Below are 21,060 nucleotides of genomic sequence, written 5' to 3'. Positions count from 1 at the left end.
TACGTAAGGAGACGGATGGATGCAGCCGTCTCCTTTTATTTTTTCACGATAGCCTCAGCCTCGCTTTATGAGCCTTCATAATTAAAATATTCATCTAAAATACGCTGTCCTATATTTAAGTTGATTCGATCCTGGTCATCAATGCCTGGAACAGTCACGGCAAAAGCAACCTCTGGATCATCATATGGTGCATAGCCGACTAAGGTAAGGTTATAAGAATTTCCTGCTTCAGCCGTACCCGTTTTTCCAGCCGCCTCATATGGTCGATTCGCAAAGTGGGTATCTGCCGTTCCTGGTGTCGTATGAAATACCATATGAAACCCTTGTTGCACACGCTCAATATACGATTGTGGCATTTCAACTTTGTTTAAAATGTTTGGTTCAAACCTTTGAATTAAAGGTCCAGGACCATCATTAGACAACTTAGGCTCACGTATTTCCTTTACAAGGCGCGGTTGGATACGGTATCCGTCATTGGCAATTGTAGATACATATTGATTCAGCTGCATCGTCGTATACGTATCATACTGACCGATCATCATATCCATCAAGTTACCAATGAGTCGTCCAGTACCAATGTAACCAGAGCTTTCAGTCGGTAAATCAATGCCTGTTTTCACACCAAGACCAAACTGTGAAAAATAGTTGCGCACTTCTTCAAAGGCAGCCGGGTTATTAAATGGTGCTGCCTCATTGGGGCGATAATTGTAATCACCCATGCGCATCCCGATATGCCACATGTAGACGTTCGACGATTGCTGCAACGCTTGTAAGTCATTATTGTAACCGAGATATTTCCAAGATTTCTTGATGGGTGTATCCTTAATTTGAATCGGCCGATCATCGATTTGTTCTCCTGGTTGAATTACACCGCTTTGCAAACCTGCTAGAACGCTTGCACCTTTAACAGCCGATCCCATTTCATACGCATTATTCGTTACACCGAGAGGATTATCGATAAATTGAACTTCCCCTTGCTCATTACGATGATACATTTTCCCTGCCATCGCAAAAATTTCCCCTGTATGTGGATCCATCATCGATACGTAGGCTTCATTTGCGTATTGGCTTGAGCCATACATCGCTTTTGACCTTAAAATCTCCTCTTCAATGATATTTTCCACTTCTTTTTGCAGATCTGTATTAATCGTTAACACTAAGTCCTTACCCCGAGTTCCTTCACGAACCACTTTCGTTGAGATCACCTCGCCATCGTCTAACGTATTAACAACCTGCTTTTTCTGACCTTGCAACACATCTTCATATTGTTTCTCTAAATAACTTCGCCCGACTCGATCATTTCGGCTGTACCCTCGTGCCAAATAATAATCAAGCAGCTCTTTAGGTAACCCAGTTTCGGAACTGCTAATATTTCCGATCACACTTTTAAAAAGACCGTCTTCTTTGTAATCCCGTTGCCAGTTCGTCGTCGTTTCAATCCCCGGCAGCTCCTCTAACCGTTCACTCACCCTTGCATACTCTTCTACCGTCACATTTTCGATTTTAATATTTTGCGGTACAAGATCATATCCGCTCGCCATTTCACGATAAATGGCAAGGACTTCTCTTTCATCTTTGCTTATCGTCGCTAAATCTTCTTTTGTAATCCGTTCAAGCTGTAATTGATACAGCTCATTGTCTTCAAGCTCCCCTTCCTCCATCTCAGCAGCGATTTTTTCTCTTGCCAGTTCAGGGTTTGTAATGATCCAAAATCTTTTTCATCACGTTCAGTCACTTTCTCGTCACTTTTATCAATTAATCCTGCAAGTGTCTGAGCGATGTCTAACATCTCATTATTCGAAGTATTTTTATCTCTCGTATATGTAATTGCATACAGCGGTTCATTATCAACGAGAAGCGTATAGTCACTATCATATATTTTCCCGCGCGGAACAGGCGTATTGACTGTATTGTTTACTGTACGATTTAAGCTACGTTGATACTCTTCACCATGAACAATTTGCAACACTCCAAGACGTAAAACAAGCACAGAAAACAATAAAAAAACGATAAAAAAGAGAACGTTAATTCGAAAAGGTAATTGTTTTTTCTTACGGTTTTTTTGGTTTGGCTCCACTATAGCAGAACTCCTTCACTCCACGTTATTACACCATTTTACCATGAATAAGCAATGGGAAGGAAGGCGAAAAGCGCTTACCGCGGACCAGACTTATTTTGCTGGAAAACCCAGGCATTTCCGCGATAGCGCTCTTCTTCATCTTTACGAGGAGGCGGCGGATGGTATAAATGCCGAATGGCAAGGTACATAAGCAAATGACCTGCACCAATGACCGCAATTAAAATCGGCAACCCTATATCTACGTAAGGTGATAAAACAACACCTATAAAAAGTAAAATCGATACGATACGCCCAGCATTTAAATAGAGCTCTTTGACAACCACATATTCTACACGCATATCTGCTGCCCTCCAGCCACGACCAATCACATCATAAGTCAAAGATGCAAAAGGAACGGTTAAAAGCGGATAAGCAACGGCTGTGATGACAGCATAAGTAAGCAAGAGTGGAAACTGTATTGAAAACATGAGACAAAGTACACTCGCGTACATAGCTAAGCTGGCATATAAAATCGTTTCTTTTCGATAACTAGGTGCTATAAAGCGTGCTGCAATAAAATAAAACAACAGAGCGATCGACGAATTGACTAAGCTAAATGTCCCTATTGCCAACTCACTCCCAGTCGCAATAAATACCCAAATGGTAATTGCAAATGCAAAGGTTCCTTCCCGAAACCCTTGAAAAAAGTGCGCGTGCAAAATTCGTTTCCAATCCGAATTATACGAACGCTCTTTAAAGATGCGCTTCCATTCGTAACTTCCCTTTGCTGGACGAGGAGAGAGAAAAAAGCTTAACGCGACAGCAGCAGCAAACAAAAGTAAAGAAGCTGTAAAAATCGTTGTATAGCCTGTAAATTCTTCCATGCGTGAAATAATAAACCCCGCTGAAATGGGCCCGATGATACCAGTAAACGAGGATAAAAAACCTAAAAACCCATTAAAAAAATCGCGGGTATCCGGTTCGGTAATTTCAAAAGTAAGCACATTAAACGCAAGCCAATAAAAGCCAAAGCCAATTCCGAGAAGACTTCCTAATAAAACTAAGTGGTCGGACGATTGTTCACCAATCAGTAATACGGTTAGGTAAAAAAACGCAAGAAAAATAACGCCTATCCGTAATACGAGGACGCGATCCACTCGCTTCGCCCAGCGTCCGGCAATAATAAAGGTAATTGGTTGCCAAATGACTGTTGCTAAATTGTAGATGGCTATCGAAGCATAGTCTCCTGATTGCTTCCACAAATACACATTGACAAACGTATTGGACAGCGCAATAGATAATGCGTATAAACCGCCGATGGCGATTAAAAGCAATAACGCACGTAGCGTTTTTTCAGACCCTGGATTCAATTTTTTCATTAAAAAATTCATGTCAACGCCTCGCCTTCTCATGCTTTTCTTAGCATGACCTCTCACGAAGTGGATATACAAGAAGATAGACGTTGATCATTACCAGTTGGAATGAAGTAAAAGAAGAAATAAAATGACGACGCAAAAACGCGCCCCCATTATTTAGGGACGCGCTAGCTTGTAAACATCCGTTTATTGCTCGCCTAACAAACATTCAGGTCAACGTATCGGAGAGATGCTTACACATTATCCAAAAAAAAGAGCGTAAACAAAGCCTAGTAAGACTTTGTCTACACTCTGACACATCCCTTAGATTAGGGAAGCGATCGTCAGCCGCAATTATTTCGCGCTCTGATATTGTTTCTCCGCTTGATTCCAGCATACAACATTCCAGTATGCAGCAATGTAATCTGGACGACGATTTTGGTATTTCAAGTAATAAGCATGCTCCCAAACATCAAGACCGATAATTGGTGTTGCACCATCTGTTAATGGAGAATCTTGATTAGGAGTGCTTGTAATTTCCAATTGACCATTTTTTACAACAAGCCAAGCCCAGCCTGAACCGAAACGACCTGTTGCAGCAGCAGTGAACTTTTCTTTAAAAGCATCAAAGCCACCAAAAGTGCTGTCAATCGCTGCCTTTAGGTCACCGACTGGTTCGCCTCCACCATTCGGAGAAAGGCTATTCCAGAAGAAAGTGTGATTTGCATGGCCGCCACCGTTATTTCTTACAGCAGTGCGGATATCTTCAGGTACATCGTTTAAATTTGCAACGAGGTCATTTATATCTTTGTTTTCTAAGTCTGCATGACCTTTCACTGCGTCATTTAACTTAGTCACATACGTGTTGTGGTGTTTCGTATGGTGGATGTTCATCGTTTCTTTGTCGATATGTGGTTCTAGAGCGTCGTAAGCGTAAGGCAGTTCTGGTAGTTCGTAAGCCATTGCAAAATCCTCCTTTAAAAAATATATGTAGTCGGCCAATCAATGGTTGGATTAGCCTTCCAACTACATTCACAGTATCAAATTTACCCGATAAGTGCAAAGAAAAAACATTGTTCTAAAGATTTTCTATGTCAACCGCTTCTCGCCAACTTTTTCAGCCTCTTCAATCAGTTGAGGTACGGTTTTTGACTAACTAGGCGGGAAGGCATTAGAGAGGCTTGTCCTTCGATCAACCCTTGCTCCTTTTAAGCACGACAAAGCTGCGACATTAGGCACTCTGAGGTGACCTCTTCCTTTATATCTAGTCGCGTTTTAAAATAATTTTCCTTTGTTCTTTGGCGGATTGGATCGCACCAAAGACCATTTCCATGCTTTTTATGTTAGAGCGACAATGCGTTTCTGCTAGCCTTCCTTGCTCTAAAGCAGCGAACATTTCATCTAAGCAACCTCGATGCCCTTCCCTAAACGAATCATCTGGTGTAATGGTGCTCGCTTCATATTCAGGAATAAATGCCTCTTGCTGCTCTCCTTTTAACCGTTCATACGAGGGAACGTTCGTACCATCCCATAAAGCTGTCCCTTCTGATCCGTGTACACGCCATGATGCTTCCCACGACGTTCCGGCACCAACCGCACTCCAAGATCCACGATAAGTAAAGACGGCACCGTTGTCCATTTCAAAAATGCATACAGCTGATGCATTTCCTTGGTACCATGATCCAGGCGGATTATATTCATGACAATAGACAGAGACCGGATCAGCTCCGATCATACATCGCGCCTGATCAAATGTATGAATTGCCATATCGATAATCAACGGACTGTTCATCGTTTCCCGAAAGCCGCCAAAATGTGGTCCAAGAAAAAAATCAGCGTGAAGTGCTCCAACGCGTCCAACAATTCCTTTTTGCAGAGCTTGTTTTAATGCTCTAAGTTGATGGTTATAACGACGGTTTTGCATCACAGCATAAACAACGTTTCTTGTAACCGCTAAATCAACGACCTCGTAAGCATCTTCAAGTGTCTCGGCGATCGGCTTCTCCCCAAAAACCGTTAGGCCAGCTTTTATTGCCGTTGTCGTAATGTTTTTATGGCTCGCTGGGATCGTCACATCAAAAACAAGTGTGGCATCAGTGTTCTCAATGGCTTCAGAAAGATTTGCATATATAGGAACCTTCAAACCATATGTTCCTCTGACATTTTCGGCATTTGCGACATTCATGTCGACAAGCGCAACAATGTCGGCATTCTCTCTTTCTAACGCATAATCAATCCATTGGATGGACATTCCTCCGCACCCTACGATAATGACCCGGTGTTTCATCACTTCACTCCTTAGGTTTACTCGTTATATCGTCTCATTGTATACTAGCCCGATCAATCACTATAAATTTTTCTATGGATTATGCGCCCAATCCTCCGAAAGAAAGCGCTTTAGTATAAATGCGCATAAAAAAACAGCCTCAAAATAGACTGTGTACGTTCTTAGATATGGCGGAGGAGGAGGGATTCGAACCCCCGCGAGCCGTGAAGCCCCTGTCGGTTTTCAAGACCGATCCCTTCAGCCAGACTTGGGTACTCCTCCGTAAAGCTAGTGGACCCTGCAGGACTCGAACCTGCGACCGATCGGTTATGAGCCGATAGCTCTAACCAGCTGAGCTAAGGGTCCTAAATGCATCTATTTAAGTGGTAGCGGCGGAGGGAATCGAACCCCCGACCTCACGGGTATGAACCGTACGCTCTAGCCAGCTGAGCTACACCGCCGAAATCAAAAGACAAAGAGTATTATATCTTCTAAAATGCAAAAAGTCAATTGCAGGAGAGAAATTACTAAATTTTTCTCCTGCGAAAATTTAAAACACAATGTGTCAATGAATCCAGATGAAAAAGAAAATAATCATGATCGTTTGTAAAATAAATTTAGCTACACTTCCGGCAAGAAAACCTAAAAGTGAGCCAACACCTATTTTTAATGCATTTAACGGTGAGCCACGGTGAACAATATACTCTCCAAGCACGGCACCTGCAAAAGGACCGATCAGTACCCCAAAGACCGGAATGAGAAATGGTCCAACAATGAGTCCAATCATACTCCCATTGATCGCTGCTTTCGATCCTCCCCACTTCTTCACGCCAAAGTAGGTCGCCGCCCAGTCAGCAAGAAAAAAGATGAGGACGATGAGTCCTTGCAAAAGCCAATACCAAACGCCGAACGGCGCAAACGAAAACCAAAACCCATACAGAAATAAAGCGCCAATGACGAATAGTAACCCTGGCAACACAGGATAGACTAAACTGACATAGCCTAAAGCAAACAAAACGATGATGAGTGTCCAACCGATGATTTCCACCGGAACCCTCCTCTACTCTTTACCAATGACCGCCTGAGCTACATTCATAGCGTGGTCGCCGATCCGCTCCAAGTTACTAATAATATCGACAAATACGATACCTGCAGAACCAGAGCATTCCCCTTTGTTTAAACGAAGGATATGTTTTTTACGCAGCGACCGTTCCATATGGTCGATACTTTCCTCTAGCTTGATCACTTCCGAAGCGAGCTGGCTATCATTTGTATCAAATGCCTTAAATCCTTTGTCTATAGCCTCTTTTGTCATTGTAAACATATCATTTAAGTCTTTCATCGCTGACTCAGTCAATTTTACTTTATTAGCCAATTGATACTCAACGAGCTCGACAATATTTTCAACATGGTCACCAATCCGTTCAATATCCCTTACACTGTCAACGAGATGAGCGTGCTCTGTTGACTCGACATTGGACAGTGAGGTTGAGGCAAGCCGTACTAAGTAATCTGTTATTTTTTTGTCTAATGTATTGATCGCATCCTCAAGCTGATAGGCTGTATCGCTATGCACCTTTTGCTTTGTATTTAAATATGACATGGCCTCGTTAATTTGTTGTTTAGAAATATCCCCCATGCGTAAAATTTCTAGCTTTGCTTGGCTAAGCGCCAAAGTAGGCGACTGTTCAAGAAAGATCGGATCAAGATGTTTTGGTTTATAGTCGATGATCTTATCATCACCGGGAATAAATTTCGTAACGAGATATGCAAGCACACCGATAAATGGTAAATGCATTAGCGTATTTGTTGTATTGAATATACCATGCGCAAAAGCAATCGTCGATTTATCATTAAGCTGCCACGCTTCCTGCAGCCAACCGATAAATGGCCCGTACGCCCATAAGAAGATTAAAAAGATTGTCGTACCAATCAAGTTAAAAATGACATGGGTCAACGCAGCGCGCCGTGCCGCAATTGAAGCACCGATTGCAGCTAACACCGCAGTAATAGTTGTCCCGATATTATCACCAAACAACACTGGTAACGCCGCATTTAAGTCGATCAAATCTTGACTAAATAACTCTTGCAAAATACCAATTGTTGCACTTGAACTTTGAACAACAACTGTAAATAACGTACCGATAAAGACACCTAATAAGGGCATTTCGCTCATGCTAACAGTCAAGTCATGAAAGGCTTGTAGTCCTCGAAGCGGTTTAAGACCGTCCCCCATCAAAGACAACCCTAAAAACAGGGCACCAAATCCAAAAATAACTTGTCCGATATAATTAATACGTTCTTTCTTAAAAAAGAACAAGAGTAAAGTACCAACAAACATAATTGGCAATGCATAGGCTTCTACGTCAAATCCAATAATAAAAGCCGTTACCGTTGTCCCGATATTGGCACCCATAATAACCCCAATCGCTTGACGCAACGTCATAAAACCAGCATTGACGAGACCAACCGTTAATACAGTAGTTCCTGAACTGGATTGAATTAAAATCGTAACAACAATTCCAGTCAATACCCCCATAAATGGGTTGCTCGTAAAACGGTCCAGCAAGTCACGCAATTGATCTCCTGCAGATTTTTGCAGCCCGTCCCCCATATACTTGATACCAAAAAGAAAAATACCGAGGCCGCCAATAAATTGAAAAATCATCTGTTGGATGTTAACATCCACCACATTTCATCCCCTTTCTCTCTCGTTGTGGACCGATTCAGAAGCCCCTTTTCCTCTGAACCTTTTCTTTTTAGAAGCAATCCTTCCTCATTATTCGGTGCTTGTCGACATTTGTAAAGAAAATCCGAGGCGTTTTTACACAATCTTTACATATAGTTAACATAAATATCCTTGATACCTTAAAAATTGTTTCTCTTCACCTGTTTAATCTAAGAAATGAAAGTGTCGACGGTAAAAAGCGTAATGGTTGCCGTCGATCGTTCATCGACATAAAATGTATGTATAGCTTGCTCGCAACGTCTTGCCCAGCCTAACTTAGAAAGCAAGCAATGAGCGTTATTTAATAAGCTCAGATATTAATGACTAGGAGACTGCCGAAAATGAAGCTCATTTTTTCCAACTTAAAAAAAGCTTTTCTAACCCTGCATTTATTGGAGCAATGCGTGTCAGAGGAGCTGGCAATGCCATTCGTTTTTTACTCGCCCTAGCAGCTTTAACCGCACTGATCTATGGCAGCATCGTCACGTGGAATACAATTCAATGGGTTAACCAAGCGAACGAAGGGCTCCAAAAAGGACAAATTGAGTTTGAAGCGTACGATTCTCAGCTCACCTCTTTCATGAGCGATCATTCTTTTTTTAAAGAAGGGCAGCCTTCATCCCATGAGAATGGACTCTTTTTTAACGCCCATACGATGACAGTACATACGTCGTACTGGTCACAAACACTTACATACGATACGTTTCCGGAAAATCCATTTACAAATCAAACACTTTCATCCTACATCACCGCACTAAAATCAAATATCATCCTGTTACCAATTGTAGCAATCGTGATTAGTTTTATTGGTTCCTTTAGCTTATTCATCCTGTTTGTTAGCCTACTTGCCCTTATTATGTCCTTAAGCGCACGAAAAAAACGGTTTACGTATGAACAGGCTTGGGCATTATCTTCATTTACAATCCCAGCCGGTGGAGCGCTCGTTTTATTTGCTGAAATCACTCATATCGATTGGCTGAGCTTTATTGGCGGCTTCATCATCCTACTCTATGCTTTTTTAGCATTTAAAAAAGTCCCCGCTAAAACCCCGTCGTCCCCGCAATAAATAAAACAAAGTCTGGCAGCTCTACTTCAGCTCCAGACTTTGTTTAACAACAACTTATTTTTCAGCACTTTCCTCATTTAATACAATTAAAATACGCGTCCCGTCTACTGACAGTACTTTTACCTTTTGCCCATATTTTATCCATTTACCGTCTGATACTGCGCTATAATCTTTGTCTTGAACACGCACTGTACCCGTTGGTCTAAAATCTGTCACAGCGACACCCTCTTGACCAACGAGCGAATGGTAACCTTCATTGATCGAGTTATAACCATCCTCGCTCGTTAAACGATCCTTCAGGGCAATTTTTTCCCACATTCTTCGGCGCGGAAATACTTTTAGCCACAACAGAGAAGCGGCTGTCCCACTCGCCATCCCGAAAATAACCGACGCACCATATGTGATTGTAGGCGCAGGTACCGCTACAGCTACCATCATCAAAATGACTCCTAGGACACCAAGCGTTCCATCGTTTAAAACTTTGCCATCAATAATAATCATGACAACGCCTATAATATAAATGGTAGCCATCCAAATGAGTGCTTCTCCAGAGACATGGTAAGAAAAATAAAACAGCATTAATGCCAATCCAAGCAGTCCCATAAAGCCTTTTGTCCTCACGAGAACCTCACCGAGCATAAAAGCTGTTGCCAAAAAACGACGATCATGCCCATCCACACGAAATCCAACAGCATGGCCTTCACCCCTCTACAATTTTGTTGTAATTATATTACGAAAAAGCCGACCTAAAGGTTTCAAATACATTCTATGGCATATTTCGTCCACTCTCCTCATATAATTTTAGAAATTATAGAGACCGGAAAGGGTGGACAAACATTATGAAACAGTTTATCATCCTCGTTCTAAGCTTTGCCATCATTTATGCCATTGTTTATGATATAAGAAGTGGAACTATACCTACTGTTCCGGCAGTTTCGGGCGATGTTGCTCAGCAAAATTCTCAATACAGCAAGTTTGTTACAGACACCCAAACCGTGCCCGCAGGAGTGCAACCCACCTTTACAGTCATTGAAGTGGCGCCGGGAGATACTGTACTCGGTATTATTGAACAGTTGCACGAAAACCATCTGCCTGTTCCAATCGAACAAATTACAGAAGATTTTTTGTCTCTGAATGAACTTGAAGCAAGCGAGATTCGAGCAGGCCAAGCCTACCGCTTCCCATTATATCATGATTCATAATGGGTTTTTCTTGATTTTAGCATTCGTATTGTTACAATAGCAGATAGGAACACATCTAGGCTCATAAAGAGGAGAGATGATCATTGGGTGAGATCACACACCGTAAAGATACAAGACCCGTCAACGTTGGAGATTTAACAATCGGCGGCTCGAATGAATTAATTATTCAAAGTATGACAACGACCAAAACGGATGATGTCGAAGCAACAGTTGCTGAAATTAAACGGCTTGAAGAAGCTGGCTGCCAAATTGTCCGTGTCGCTTGTCCAAATGAAAAAGCCGCGGATGCAATACCAGAAATTAGAAAACGCATTAATATTCCGCTTGTCGTCGATATTCACTTTAACTACAAGCTTGCCCTTAAAGCGATTGAGGGTGGAGCAGACAAAATCCGCATTAACCCGGGTAACATCGGTAAGCGTGAAAATGTCGAAAAGGTCGTGACAGCCGCAAAAGCAAAAAATATTCCGATTCGAATTGGTGTAAATGCCGGATCATTAGAGCGACACATCATAGAAAAATATGGCTATCCAACAGCCGATGGAATGGTCGAAAGCGCGCTCCATCATATTAAGATTCTTGAGGACCTCGACTTTCATGACATTATCGTATCCATGAAAGCCTCGGATGTTGAATTAGCCGTTGAAGCTTATGAGAAAGCCGCACGTGCATTTGACTACCCCCTTCACCTTGGCATCACCGAATCTGGAACCTTATTCGCCGGCACGGTAAAAAGTGCTGCTGGTATTGGAACGTTGCTCAGTAAAGGGCTCGGAAATACACTGCGCATTTCTTTATCTGCTGACCCTGTCGAGGAAGTGAAGGTCGCACGTGAGCTATTGAAAACGTTTGGACTAGCTTCCAATGCAGCGACGCTTATTTCCTGTCCGACATGCGGACGAATTGAAATTGATCTCATTTCAATTGCAAACGAAGTTGAAGAATACATTTCAAAAATACAAGCACCGATTAAAGTCGCCGTTCTAGGATGTGCTGTTAACGGACCTGGCGAAGCACGTGAAGCTGATATTGGGATTGCCGGGGCCAAAGGTGAGGGTCTTCTCTTTAGACATGGAAAAACTGTGCGTAAAGTACCGGAAGAAACGATGGTTGAAGAGTTGAAAAAAGAAATTGACATCTTAGCTGAAGAGCATCGCAAAAAAGAAGAAGCAAAAAAAGAAGTTGAAGCATGATACGTGCTTTGCTACGTTTAAAGTTTGCACTCCATTAAAAATGACCTCGGGGTTTTGTCCGAGGTCATTTTTTGCTTACTTAAACAGTTTCATCACTATATGAAGGGGGCAAAGAACAGGCTTATCACAATAGCAACTGTCCCGATACCGATTGCCCAATTGGCCATCGCCCCTGCGCCTCTTCTCCGAGCTACAAAGCCTATAATGATACCAGCCGCACCTAAAAGGACTGGCCAGATCAATAAAGCAATGATGGAAAGAGCCAGCGCTACGCCGCTTAAACCAGTTGCATTTGAATCTGCCTCGGATTCCTGCTGCACCTCTTGTTCAGCATCTGCTTGCATAAGCTCCGCATCGGCAAATGTTGCTTCGGCAGCCGTCTCCTCTAAATACGAGTGGTTCTCCTCTGTGTAGCCTTGATGATTTCTCGCTATATGGTTTTGCACATCATCTTTGTTTTGTTCTTTTTCCATCTTTTACACCTCCTCGGATAGAAGAGCAAGCATAGTATGCTTCTGAGGTATAAAGACTATACAAAAATACAAAAAACGCGCCCTTATGAAGCAAGGACACGCTTTAAACCTTTTTGCCATAAAACGACGAGTAAAAGCTGAAGAAGGGATAAAAGTACAATAGTACCACCTGAAGGCCATTCTAAATAATACGATATGACAAGTCCTCCAATAACAGCCACTTCCCCAAAAGCGATTGCATACCAGATCGTTTCTTTAAAGCCCTTCGCCAAGCGCATACTTGCAGCAACTGGCAGCGTCATTAGTGCGGAAACAAGCAAAATACCAACGATTCTCATACTGGCAGCAATAACCAACGCCACGATCACAATAAATGTGATATGAAGCCTTTTGACAGGTAACCCAGACGTCTTCGCTTGCCTTTCATCAAATGAAATATACACGAGTTCTTTATATAATAAAAGCACAGCGAGTAATACGACCACCATAATACCTGCCACTGTCCACATATCGCCCCGGGAAATCGCATTAATACTGCCAAAAAGATAATAAAACAAATCTTGGTTGAAACCATTTGCCATCGAAATAAAAATAACACTTAAGGCGATTCCACCAGACATAATAATCGGAATCGATAATTCTTGGAATGATACATATAAGGAGCGTAACTTTTCTATGAGCAAAGCGCCGCCAACCGAAAAAAGAAGCGCGCTATATAAAGGGTTAAATGCCGGCATGACAGGAAAACGTGCTTGCACTAATAACCCTGCAGCAATCCCTGCAAGCGTTATATGCGACAAGGCATCTGCTAATAACGCTAACCTCCGCACAACGATAAACACGCCTAATAGCGGAGCAATTGCCCCAATCATTAGCCCTGTTAAAAAAGCATTTTGCAAAAACTCAAAGCGAAATATATTCTCAATCACCTTCTCTGCCTCCTTTGACATGAGAAGCACGATCAGAGTGTGAATTCACATCTAATTTTTGTTCATACCCCTTACCCAGACTGAATACGTGAGTGGCATATGTGTTCATTACATGCCGATCATGCGCCACGATTAAAAGCGTCATCCCATGATCATCGTTAAGTTGCTGTAAAAGACGATAAAACGACGCTACACTGTCTTCGTCAATACCAACCGTCGGCTCATCAAGAATAAGAAATTCCGGCTGACTCACGAGAGCCCTAGCAATAAACACACGTTGCTGCTGCCCACCGGACAATTGCGACATTTTGCGCCCCGAAAATGACGCCATCCCTACCTCATGAAGAGCTTCTTTGACACGCATTTTATCTTTATGCCGAATTGGTTTAAAAAGCCCTCTTTTTCCGACCAACCCCATGGAGACCACTTCAAAAACAGTTACAGGAAAATCTTGATTAAAGCTTGTTGCCTTCTGAGAGATATAGCCAATCCGACTCCACTCAGTAAAAGATGGCACAGAAATACCGAAAACTTTAATTTTTCCCCTTTCATTTGAAGGCAACAGGCCGAGAATTAATTCAATCAATGTCGATTTCCCAGAACCATTTGGACCAACTAACCCAAAAAAAGCCCCAGCAGGAACTGTGAAGGATAAATGGCTAAGCACGAGCTCTTTATCATATGTAAAAGACAGATCTTGTATTTGCAATACAGGTGGCAAAGATGACTGATTCTTCATATTCCTCATCTCACGATCTTAATTAAGAATGATTACGATTTAACACATGCTCATTAGTATAGCTGATCTACAAACGATTGTAAAATAAAAAGACACGTGTGATCACAATTCTACCTGTTGCGCTTCATACGCGCCACCTGCTAAATGCTTTAAATCAGACGTTGCAAATAATCAAGTTCTGTAGACAAGGTGACTTTGTCCTTAGCCAATCAATTGATTTTGCAGCCTGGCCAGGCATGAGGTTACCTTAATGAACTAGGTGCGAAAAGTTCGATGAAACGTGCATAATCAGGGCGGACCCAACGAGCATTTGTCCACAGAACAATGATGACATTTGAAGTGATACGTCATCCTTCAATTTTTTAGAGAAAAACACCTCCAAATTTGTCCAAAATGGACAATTGGAGGAGGTGATGAACGAATTTTTGTTATGAGTCACCTTTCTGAGCTAGTAACGTTTGCTTTTGCTTCGCTGCGTCTGCTTGAATTTGTGTAGCGTACCAGCTTTTCGCGTCACCGTTTTCTTTAACATAATTGTGCATACCGAAGATACCTCGATGGTAAGCGGTTAGCGTCTGATCCCAGTTGTCGTATCGCTCGTGAAGAAAGTCAAGATACACAATGGACAGTTGAATTGAGTACATCGGATCAAACAACATTTCATCCTTATAAGGCAAACCTGCCATTTCAGCAATCCAAGGTGCGGTATTTTTCATAAACTGTGACATCCCATAAGCTCGTCCATATTTTGTCTCTGGTCCTTCTAAAGTCGGATCAAACGTACCTCCACTCTCAACGTCTAAGAGCTCATAGACCACATATGGGTCAATTTCATAGCGTTGGGCTTCTTGTACGAGAAAGAGTGCCCATTCTTTTTTAAATTTCCCGCCACTTTGACGATAAAATTGATCTGCAACTCTGTCTGCTTTCTTCCAGTCTGTATATCCATCCATACTAGGGTTACGTTCTTTTTTTACATAAGACTGAATCATTTCAGGTGAGATCGAGTACTGGTCCATTATCCGCTCTTTTTCGTTATTCTTTTTTTCGAGTGTTTCAACTTGATTCTCTAAGTCTGTAACCAATAGATTGAAGTAAAAGGTGATGCCTGCACAGAGTAAGATGGCCGTGAGCATCATGAACATTGTTGGACGCGATCGTTTTTGATGCATTCCTATCCCTCCTTTGTTCATGACGACTATCATAGCGGATTGCTTCTCCACTTGCAACCCTTAAACTTCTTTCACCCTCGACGAGCCTCCTTAATAAAATGCTTAAGGCGAATGATGAATCAAAGGCAAGCTGAATGTAATTTTTGTACCAACACCTAACTCACTCTCTACATGAAATTCCCCTTCATGGCTTTCAACAATCTTCTTACATAACGGTATTCCAATACCATTTCCTTTCTCTTTCGTTGTAAAAAACGGTTTTCCCAGCTGTTCTAAAACTTCCGGAGACATCCCTTTTCCAAAATCTTGCACAGTAATATAATAATCTCCATTGGCGACCCGCGTATATAAAACAAAACGCCGGTTTTTAGACTTTTCCTCATAAACTTCGATCGTGTTTCGAAGTAAATTTAGTAAGACCTGCTTAATCATCGCCTCGTTTACGTTGACGTAAGCCTCTGTCTCCTCGATATGATATTCAAAGGTGATGTTATGTAACAAACATTCAGAACGAATGATGTATATGAGTGATTTAAAAATGGTGTGAGGCTGTACCTTTTGCTTGTTAATTTTCTTTCTTGAGACCGAAAGGAAATCTTCAATAATATCGTTCATTCGTGTCAGTTCACTAAGAATTGTATTGTAATATTTATTCCAATCATTTGTTAACGAGGATAATTGTAAAAATCCGCGTATGACTGACAGTGGATTCCTTAACTCATGAGCAACACCAGCTGCAAGTTGGGAAACGCTTTCCATTTGTTGTTTATATACGAGCAAATTTTCAAACCGCTGTTGGTATGATCGATCATGAATAATAAGTAATACAGCTTGATCATCTTCAAAATAAATGCCTTGAAATTGAAATAATGCTTCGTCTTCATAATAATAGCGTTCACTGACTTTCTTATTTATCCGCGTATCTTTCACAATACTCTTTAACGTTTCTTTCATCGGATGATCATCATTTAGATCAAAAAGTGTTTGACCAATCATTCCCTCTTCTTCAACTAAAAACATTTCTTCAAAACGTTTGTTAGAGAACTCAATTGTATCCTTATCAGAAAACAAAATAATCGCTAAATCTAATTGTTCTGTAAGAAAATGCAGGAGCTGTCCGCGTTGCTCTTGATTTTTCAGCAGAGAGAATATTTGTTCCCCTTCAGCACTTTTTTCATTAGATGCTAAGAAAGCAACGATATAAATGCCCCCCTTACCTTTTTTTCCTTTGCATACGAGCTTCTTCTTTTGTTGTTTTTTTACAATCGGAAGACTGACCTTCAGTTCCTGCTCAGATAAAGTAACATTTTGCAAAAATTGAAACGCTTTGTGCCGAACGTCTTCTTCAAAGTAGTCGAAAAAAGAGAATGTCTCCTTTTCAAATATTCTTCTCCCATAGGAATTTATGCTTATTATCTCACCATTGGTGTCAAGCACAAGGCGGATTTCTGAAGTTAGTCCTTCAAAAGCGTTGACCTTGTCATCGACTCGATCGTATGATTGCACGCTATGCTTCCCCCTCTTTTACGTCTCACACTATACCTATACAGCATATTACCACGATTATCCTTCCTAGACCATTCATGATCTTTCGCCTTATGGCATACTTTTTAAGAAAAAGGTGACAAGGAGGGAAGAAATGATTATCCAGAATATCGTCAATCAAAAAGTCAAAAATTTAACAACGAATGAATTATTAAAGTATGCAAAAAAATATGATTTTTCCATCAATAGACAACAAGCAGATTCTATTATAAATATATTGAAGAAAGAGCCAAGAATCAATATATTTGACACGCAACAAAGGAGAAGGCTCATCTATTCGATTGAACAAGAAACAGATCCAAAAACCGCTCAACAGCTTAACCAACTACTTGATGAACTTCTAAACAAGAGAAAGTAATCGTGTGTGAAAATAATGGTAAAAAAGTGTAGACAAAGATTACAGTTCACTTTGTCTACACTCCTTTAATGTCTAAAGGCTAGGCGTTTGTTTTTTCACCCATCAATTCATCCTTGAGACGCTCATTAAATGATCCACCTTTTAGCATATCAATTTCTAGCTTGTATGGCGGTTTTTTATGATTTTTGTCTTCTCCGACATAAGGCGTCTCCAAAATTTTTGGCAACGCCGCAAATTGCTTATGCGTAACGACTTGCCAAAGCGCATCAAACCCGATATGTCCAAAGCCGATATTCTCATGGCGGTCTTTTCCGGCGCCTCGCTCATTTTTACTGTCGTTGACATGAATCACTTTGATGCGATCAACGCCAACGATGCGATCAAACTCGTCCAGTACCCCATCAAAATCATGGACAATATCGTAGCCTGCATCATGGGTATGACATGTATCGAAGCAAACAGAAAGGTTCTCATTGTGCGTTACACCATCGATAATCGAAGCGAGCTCTTCAAATGTACGGCCACACTCTGAACCTTTTCCAGCCATGGTCTCCAGTGCAATTTGTACGTCCTCTTTTGCGTTGAGCACCTCATTCAACCCTTTAATGATTTGTTGAATGCCTTTTTCAGGTCCTTCCCCAACATGTGCTCCTGGGTGCAGAACAATTTGCTTGGCACCAATTGCTTTGGCACGATCAAGCTCATTTCGTAAGAAAGAGACTCCTAATTCAAAGGTTTCTTTTTTGACAGAGTTCCCTAAGTTAATAATGTACGGTGCGTGTATCACAATTTCGTCAATACCGTGGGCCTTCGCGTGTTCTAAGCCCTCAGCAATATTTAATTCCTCTATAGGCTTTCTTCTCGTATTTTGCGGTGCACCTGTATAAATCATAAATGTCGTAGCACCGTAGCTCACAGCTTCCTCACTGGAGCCAAGAAGCATTTTCTTTCCTTTCATTGACACATGAGAACCAAGCTTCATCCTCTCCACCTACCTTACACTTTCTATATTCTTCACAGAGTGTATCATACCACCATCGCCTTTTCCATGTTCAGACACTTCCTGTGACACGGAACCTTTGTCAAACCTGTCTCGTATCATTTATAATGGTAGTGATTGAGAGGAGGGCTGGAATGAAAGTTATTAAAATTGCACCTAGAGGCTATTGTTATGGCGTTGTTGATGCGATGGTGATCGCGAAAAATGCCGCCATGGATAAAACACTGCCCAGACCGATCTATATCCTTGGAATGATTGTACACAATGCGCATGTTACCGATGCCTTTGAGTCAGAAGGCATTATTACACTAGATGGTGACAGCAGAGAAGATTTATTGGAAGGCATTGATCATGGAACGGTCATTTTTACTGCACACGGTGTATCTCCTTCTGTTCGAAAAAGAGCAGAAGCAAAGGGTCTGACAGTATTAGATGCGACATGTCCAGATGTCACAGTGACACATGACCTCATTCGTGATAAAGCGGCCGAAGGGTATGATATTGTGTATATTGGCAAGAAAAAGCACCCTGAGCCGGAAGGAGCGATTGGTGTTGCTCCCCATGCTGTTCATTTAGTTGAAATACCAGAAGACGTTCAACATCTTCAGATAAACAATGATCATATTCTCATTACGAACCAAACGACGATGAGCCAATGGGACGTTATTGATGTTTCAGAAGAAATCACGAAACGTTACCCTCAGGCTGAGTTTCATAAAGAAATTTGCAAGGCGACCCAAGTTCGTCAAGAAGCCGTTGCTGAGCAAGCGAAGGAAGCCGATTTAACGATCGTCGTCGGTGATCCACGCAGCAACAACTCAAACCGGCTTGCTCAAGTGTCCGAGGAGATAGCTGGAACGAAGGCCTATCGTATTTCTGACATTCGTGATATTGAACTGGACTGGCTAAAGAATGTAGAGACTGTTGCCGTAACAGCAGGCGCATCAACACCTACACCAGTCGTGCGTGAAGTTATTGCATTTTTTGAAGCTTTTTCTTGGGAGAACGAAGCCACTTGGAAACGAGAGTGGACATTAGAGCTAGGAAAAATCCTTCCAAAAGTACGTGCCAAAAAATCATCGACAACATAAAAAAAGGTGCTTTTCGTAAATCAAAGCGAAAAGCACCTCCTTACTTATCCTAATTTAAACGGCTCAGAGCTCAGTTGTGAAGCGTACATCTTTACATGGGGAAGCTTTTTCCGTAACACATCAACAACCCCTTGTTTCATTATTTTTTCCGCATGATGACCAGGGTCAATTAACATTAAACCTTCATACATCGCATCTTGAGCAATGTGAAAGTATAAATCACCCGTGACAAAAACATCCGCTCCTTGTTTTTGCGCCGCTGAGACATACTTATTTCCATCCCCGCCAAGGACTGCAACCCTTTCTACAGGCTGATCTTCATTTCCTATGATACGGACAAAGGGGACGTCAAAACTCTTTTTGACAAGGTCTGCAAATGACTTTAAAGTCATCGGAGCAGGCAAGGTACCAATCCGTCCCAATCCATATTCCTTGCCTGGAATGTCCATGCGAATGAGATCATATGCCATTTCCTCGTATGGGTGAACCTGTCGTGCAGCGGTAAGTACATTTTCAATGTCCCCCTCTTCTACGACGACCTCCAAGCGAATTTCATCCACTCTTTCTAACACACCTTCTTTTCCAAGATAAGGTGTCGCCTCTTTATCCGGTCGAAACATCCCGATCCCTTTTGTTGAAAAAGCACAGTCACGATAATGGCCAAGGCTGCCAGCACCAGCCTGTCCCATTGCTTGATGAACAGCTTCAGAATGCGTCTCTGGTGTATAAACAATCAGTTTATGTAAAGCCTCTGTTTTCGTTGAGACGAGTACTTGACTGTTAATGAGTCCAAGCGCTTCGGCCATCATATCATTCACGCCACCTTGAACAATGTCTAAATTCGTATGAGCAACGTAAACAGAAAGATCATTTGCTAAAAGGGACGCTAAAAGTCCTCCGCGATAAGTAGAAGTGTGTACATTCTTTATAGGCTGAAATATAAAAGGATGGTGTGCAATAATGAGATTTGCTCCACACTGCACAGCTTCAGCTACAACGTCTTTGGTTACATCTAGAGTCACGAGAATGCCCGTGAGCTTACGTGAAGAATCGCCAATTTGCAAACCAATGCGGTCGCCTTCCACTGCAAATGACGGCTTCGCCCAACGTTCGAATACATCGATCGCTTCTTGAATGTTCATGTGATCACCTCTTGAATCATCGATAGTTTTTGTTGATAATATGCTTTTTTCTGCACAATATCCTCTGAAAGGGTCGTAGCCTTATTTAATGACGTTAATAAGCGCTCTACCTTGTTATATTCCTGCTGCCATTTTTCTTGAAACACCAAATCTTCGCTTCGTTGACGAAGCTTTGGACCAAACAGCAGATCCGCTTCCTCCAACTCACTCACGCCAGGCTCCGCTGCAATAATTTCGTAAATTTTTCCGTTTTCTTTTAAGATGACTTCCTCTGTAATTGACCAACCATGCTTAAAAAGCCATTGACGTAACGGTCTTTCTCCATTATTTGGTTGAAGAACCAGCCTTTGAACTGGAAGAACGGCATGGCCTGCCTCAAGAATTGTCGAAATGAGTACGCCCCCCATACCACAGATTGTAATACAATCGACTTCACCTTCACAAATGATTGAAAGCCCGTCTCCTTTTCGTACTGAAATATAATCTGCCAGCCCTAAAGAAGCCACCTGTTGCTTTGCCGATTGATAGGGGCCTTCATTCACTTCTCCAGCAATCGCATATGGAGCCCTCTTGGAAAGGACGAGCGCGCACGGTAAAAATGCATGGTCAGACCCTATATCTGCTACAACGAGCCCGCTCGGCACTTGCTCGGCAACGGCTTGCAAACGATGAGATAACTGAATCGCGTCCATTGACATGTCCCCTTTTTCAACCCTGTTATTATAGGTTCCTTTTAAATAAA

19 protein-coding genes, 3 tRNA genes and 2 pseudogenes are annotated in these 21,060 nt (G+C 41.8%); 5 read left to right on the top strand and 19 right to left on the bottom strand.

The genetic code is table 11. The features are described 5' to 3' along the window. Positions 1-65 precede the first annotated feature (65 nt). From G4V62_RS20230 to G4V62_RS00665, 10 genes are all read right to left on the bottom strand, one after another. Positions 66-1,661 (bottom strand): peptidoglycan D,D-transpeptidase FtsI family protein, encoded by a 1,596-nt coding sequence (locus tag G4V62_RS20230; protein WP_281357962.1) that lies wholly within the window; start codon positions 1,659-1,661, stop codon positions 66-68. Continuing rightward, a complete protein-coding gene (locus G4V62_RS20225; RefSeq protein WP_312855399.1) occupies positions 1,589-2,077 on the bottom strand; it encodes a hypothetical protein in 489 nt (162 codons plus the stop codon). Before G4V62_RS20225 ends, G4V62_RS20230 begins: the two co-directional genes overlap by 73 nt. A gap of 77 nt (positions 2,078-2,154) precedes the next feature. Continuing rightward, positions 2,155-3,450 (bottom strand): MFS transporter, encoded by a 1,296-nt coding sequence (locus tag G4V62_RS00700; RefSeq protein WP_165198856.1) that lies wholly within the window; start codon positions 3,448-3,450, stop codon positions 2,155-2,157. A 318-nt stretch (positions 3,451-3,768) separates the two neighbouring features. Beyond that, positions 3,769-4,377, bottom strand: coding sequence for a superoxide dismutase (locus tag G4V62_RS00695; RefSeq protein ID WP_165198855.1), 609 nt, complete (start codon positions 4,375-4,377; stop codon positions 3,769-3,771). Positions 4,378-4,678: 301 nt separating this feature from the next. Further along, entirely contained in the window at positions 4,679-5,701 is a 1,023-nt protein-coding gene (locus G4V62_RS00690) for a Gfo/Idh/MocA family protein (RefSeq protein WP_212508610.1), read from the bottom strand. A 168-nt stretch (positions 5,702-5,869) separates the two neighbouring features. Then, positions 5,870-5,962 (bottom strand) — tRNA-Ser (locus G4V62_RS00685). 10 nt (positions 5,963-5,972) lie between these two features. Next, positions 5,973-6,046 (bottom strand) — tRNA-Ile (locus G4V62_RS00680). Between the two features lie 18 nt (positions 6,047-6,064). Beyond that, positions 6,065-6,141 (bottom strand) — tRNA-Met (locus tag G4V62_RS00675). 104 nt (positions 6,142-6,245) lie between these two features. After that, complete coding sequence (locus G4V62_RS00670) at positions 6,246-6,728, bottom strand: DUF456 domain-containing protein (RefSeq protein ID WP_165198853.1); 483 nt, start codon at positions 6,726-6,728, stop codon at positions 6,246-6,248. A gap of 12 nt (positions 6,729-6,740) precedes the next feature. Then, positions 6,741-8,369 carry a Na/Pi cotransporter family protein gene (locus tag G4V62_RS00665; protein WP_312855398.1) on the bottom strand — a complete coding sequence of 543 codons (1,629 nt, stop codon included), beginning with the start codon at positions 8,367-8,369 and terminating at the stop codon, positions 6,741-6,743. A gap of 403 nt (positions 8,370-8,772) precedes the next feature. Here G4V62_RS00665 and G4V62_RS00660 point away from each other — a divergent pair. Then, positions 8,773-9,474, top strand: a pseudogene (locus tag G4V62_RS00660) (DUF1189 family protein); the annotation flags it as partial. Positions 9,475-9,528: 54 nt separating this feature from the next. On the opposite strand, the gene G4V62_RS00655 reads toward G4V62_RS00660, so the two are convergent. Further along, positions 9,529-10,152 carry an NfeD family protein gene (locus tag G4V62_RS00655; protein WP_312855397.1) on the bottom strand — a complete coding sequence of 208 codons (624 nt, stop codon included), beginning with the start codon at positions 10,150-10,152 and terminating at the stop codon, positions 9,529-9,531. A 161-nt stretch (positions 10,153-10,313) separates the two neighbouring features. Between G4V62_RS00655 and yqfZ the strand changes: the two genes are divergently transcribed. Together yqfZ and ispG are read left to right on the top strand one after the other, a co-directional pair. Continuing rightward, positions 10,314-10,676 carry a protein YqfZ gene (yqfZ, locus tag G4V62_RS00650; RefSeq protein WP_165198851.1) on the top strand — a complete coding sequence of 121 codons (363 nt, stop codon included), beginning with the start codon at positions 10,314-10,316 and terminating at the stop codon, positions 10,674-10,676. An 83-nt stretch (positions 10,677-10,759) separates the two neighbouring features. Next, positions 10,760-11,972 (top strand): annotated as a pseudogene (gene ispG, locus G4V62_RS00645) (flavodoxin-dependent (E)-4-hydroxy-3-methylbut-2-enyl-diphosphate synthase). Here the strand turns inward: ispG and G4V62_RS19645 are convergent. The 5 genes from G4V62_RS19645 to G4V62_RS20490 all read right to left on the bottom strand — a co-directional run bounded on the left by G4V62_RS19645 (position 11,965) and on the right by G4V62_RS20490 (position 16,688). After that, on the bottom strand, positions 11,965-12,342 hold the full coding sequence (locus G4V62_RS19645) for a DUF4190 domain-containing protein (protein WP_246218174.1): 378 nt from the start codon (positions 12,340-12,342) through the stop codon (positions 11,965-11,967). The pseudogene ispG and the gene G4V62_RS19645 overlap by 8 nt on opposite strands. 83 nt (positions 12,343-12,425) lie before the next feature. Next, positions 12,426-13,271: a metal ABC transporter permease gene (locus G4V62_RS00635; protein ID WP_165198849.1), complete on the bottom strand. Its 846-nt coding sequence runs from the start codon at positions 13,269-13,271 to the stop codon at positions 12,426-12,428. Further along, a complete protein-coding gene (locus G4V62_RS00630; protein WP_165198848.1) occupies positions 13,264-14,010 on the bottom strand; it encodes a metal ABC transporter ATP-binding protein in 747 nt (248 codons plus the stop codon). The genes G4V62_RS00635 and G4V62_RS00630 overlap by 8 nt, the downstream gene beginning before the upstream one ends. A gap of 428 nt (positions 14,011-14,438) precedes the next feature. Further along, positions 14,439-15,182, bottom strand: a complete 744-nt coding sequence (locus G4V62_RS00625; protein ID WP_246218173.1) for a transglycosylase SLT domain-containing protein — start codon at positions 15,180-15,182, stop codon at positions 14,439-14,441. Positions 15,183-15,284: 102 nt separating this feature from the next. Continuing rightward, on the bottom strand, positions 15,285-16,688 hold the full coding sequence (locus tag G4V62_RS20490) for a two-component system sensor histidine kinase NtrB (RefSeq protein WP_165198847.1): 1,404 nt from the start codon (positions 16,686-16,688) through the stop codon (positions 15,285-15,287). Between the two features lie 133 nt (positions 16,689-16,821). Here G4V62_RS20490 and G4V62_RS00615 point away from each other — a divergent pair, with 133 nt between their 5' ends. Then, positions 16,822-17,085, top strand: coding sequence for a DUF2624 family protein (locus G4V62_RS00615; protein ID WP_165198846.1), 264 nt, complete (start codon positions 16,822-16,824; stop codon positions 17,083-17,085). 79 nt (positions 17,086-17,164) lie between these two features. On the opposite strand, the gene G4V62_RS00610 is transcribed toward G4V62_RS00615, so the two are convergent. After that, a complete protein-coding gene (locus tag G4V62_RS00610) occupies positions 17,165-18,067 on the bottom strand; it encodes a deoxyribonuclease IV (RefSeq protein ID WP_165198845.1) in 903 nt (300 codons plus the stop codon). Between the two features lie 152 nt (positions 18,068-18,219). On the opposite strand from G4V62_RS00610, the gene G4V62_RS00605 reads away from it, so the two are divergent. Continuing rightward, a complete protein-coding gene (locus G4V62_RS00605) occupies positions 18,220-19,176 on the top strand; it encodes a 4-hydroxy-3-methylbut-2-enyl diphosphate reductase (RefSeq protein ID WP_165198844.1) in 957 nt (318 codons plus the stop codon). A 44-nt stretch (positions 19,177-19,220) separates the two neighbouring features. Here G4V62_RS00605 and G4V62_RS00600 read toward each other — a convergent pair whose 3' ends face one another. Beyond that, positions 19,221-20,318, bottom strand: coding sequence for a Nif3-like dinuclear metal center hexameric protein (locus G4V62_RS00600; protein WP_165198843.1), 1,098 nt, complete (start codon positions 20,316-20,318; stop codon positions 19,221-19,223). Then, positions 20,315-21,010 (bottom strand): tRNA (adenine(22)-N(1))-methyltransferase, encoded by a 696-nt coding sequence (locus G4V62_RS00595; protein WP_165198842.1) that lies wholly within the window; start codon positions 21,008-21,010, stop codon positions 20,315-20,317. Before G4V62_RS00595 ends, G4V62_RS00600 begins: the two co-directional genes overlap by 4 nt. Positions 21,011-21,060 lie beyond the last annotated feature (50 nt).

The sequence above is a fragment of the Litoribacterium kuwaitense genome, from assembly GCF_011058155.1.
GTDB classification, from domain to species: domain Bacteria; phylum Bacillota; class Bacilli; order Bacillales; family DSM-28697; genus Litoribacterium; species Litoribacterium kuwaitense.
The sequence above is the reverse complement of the archived record's forward strand: the minus strand, read 5'-3'. Positions and strand labels throughout refer to the sequence as shown.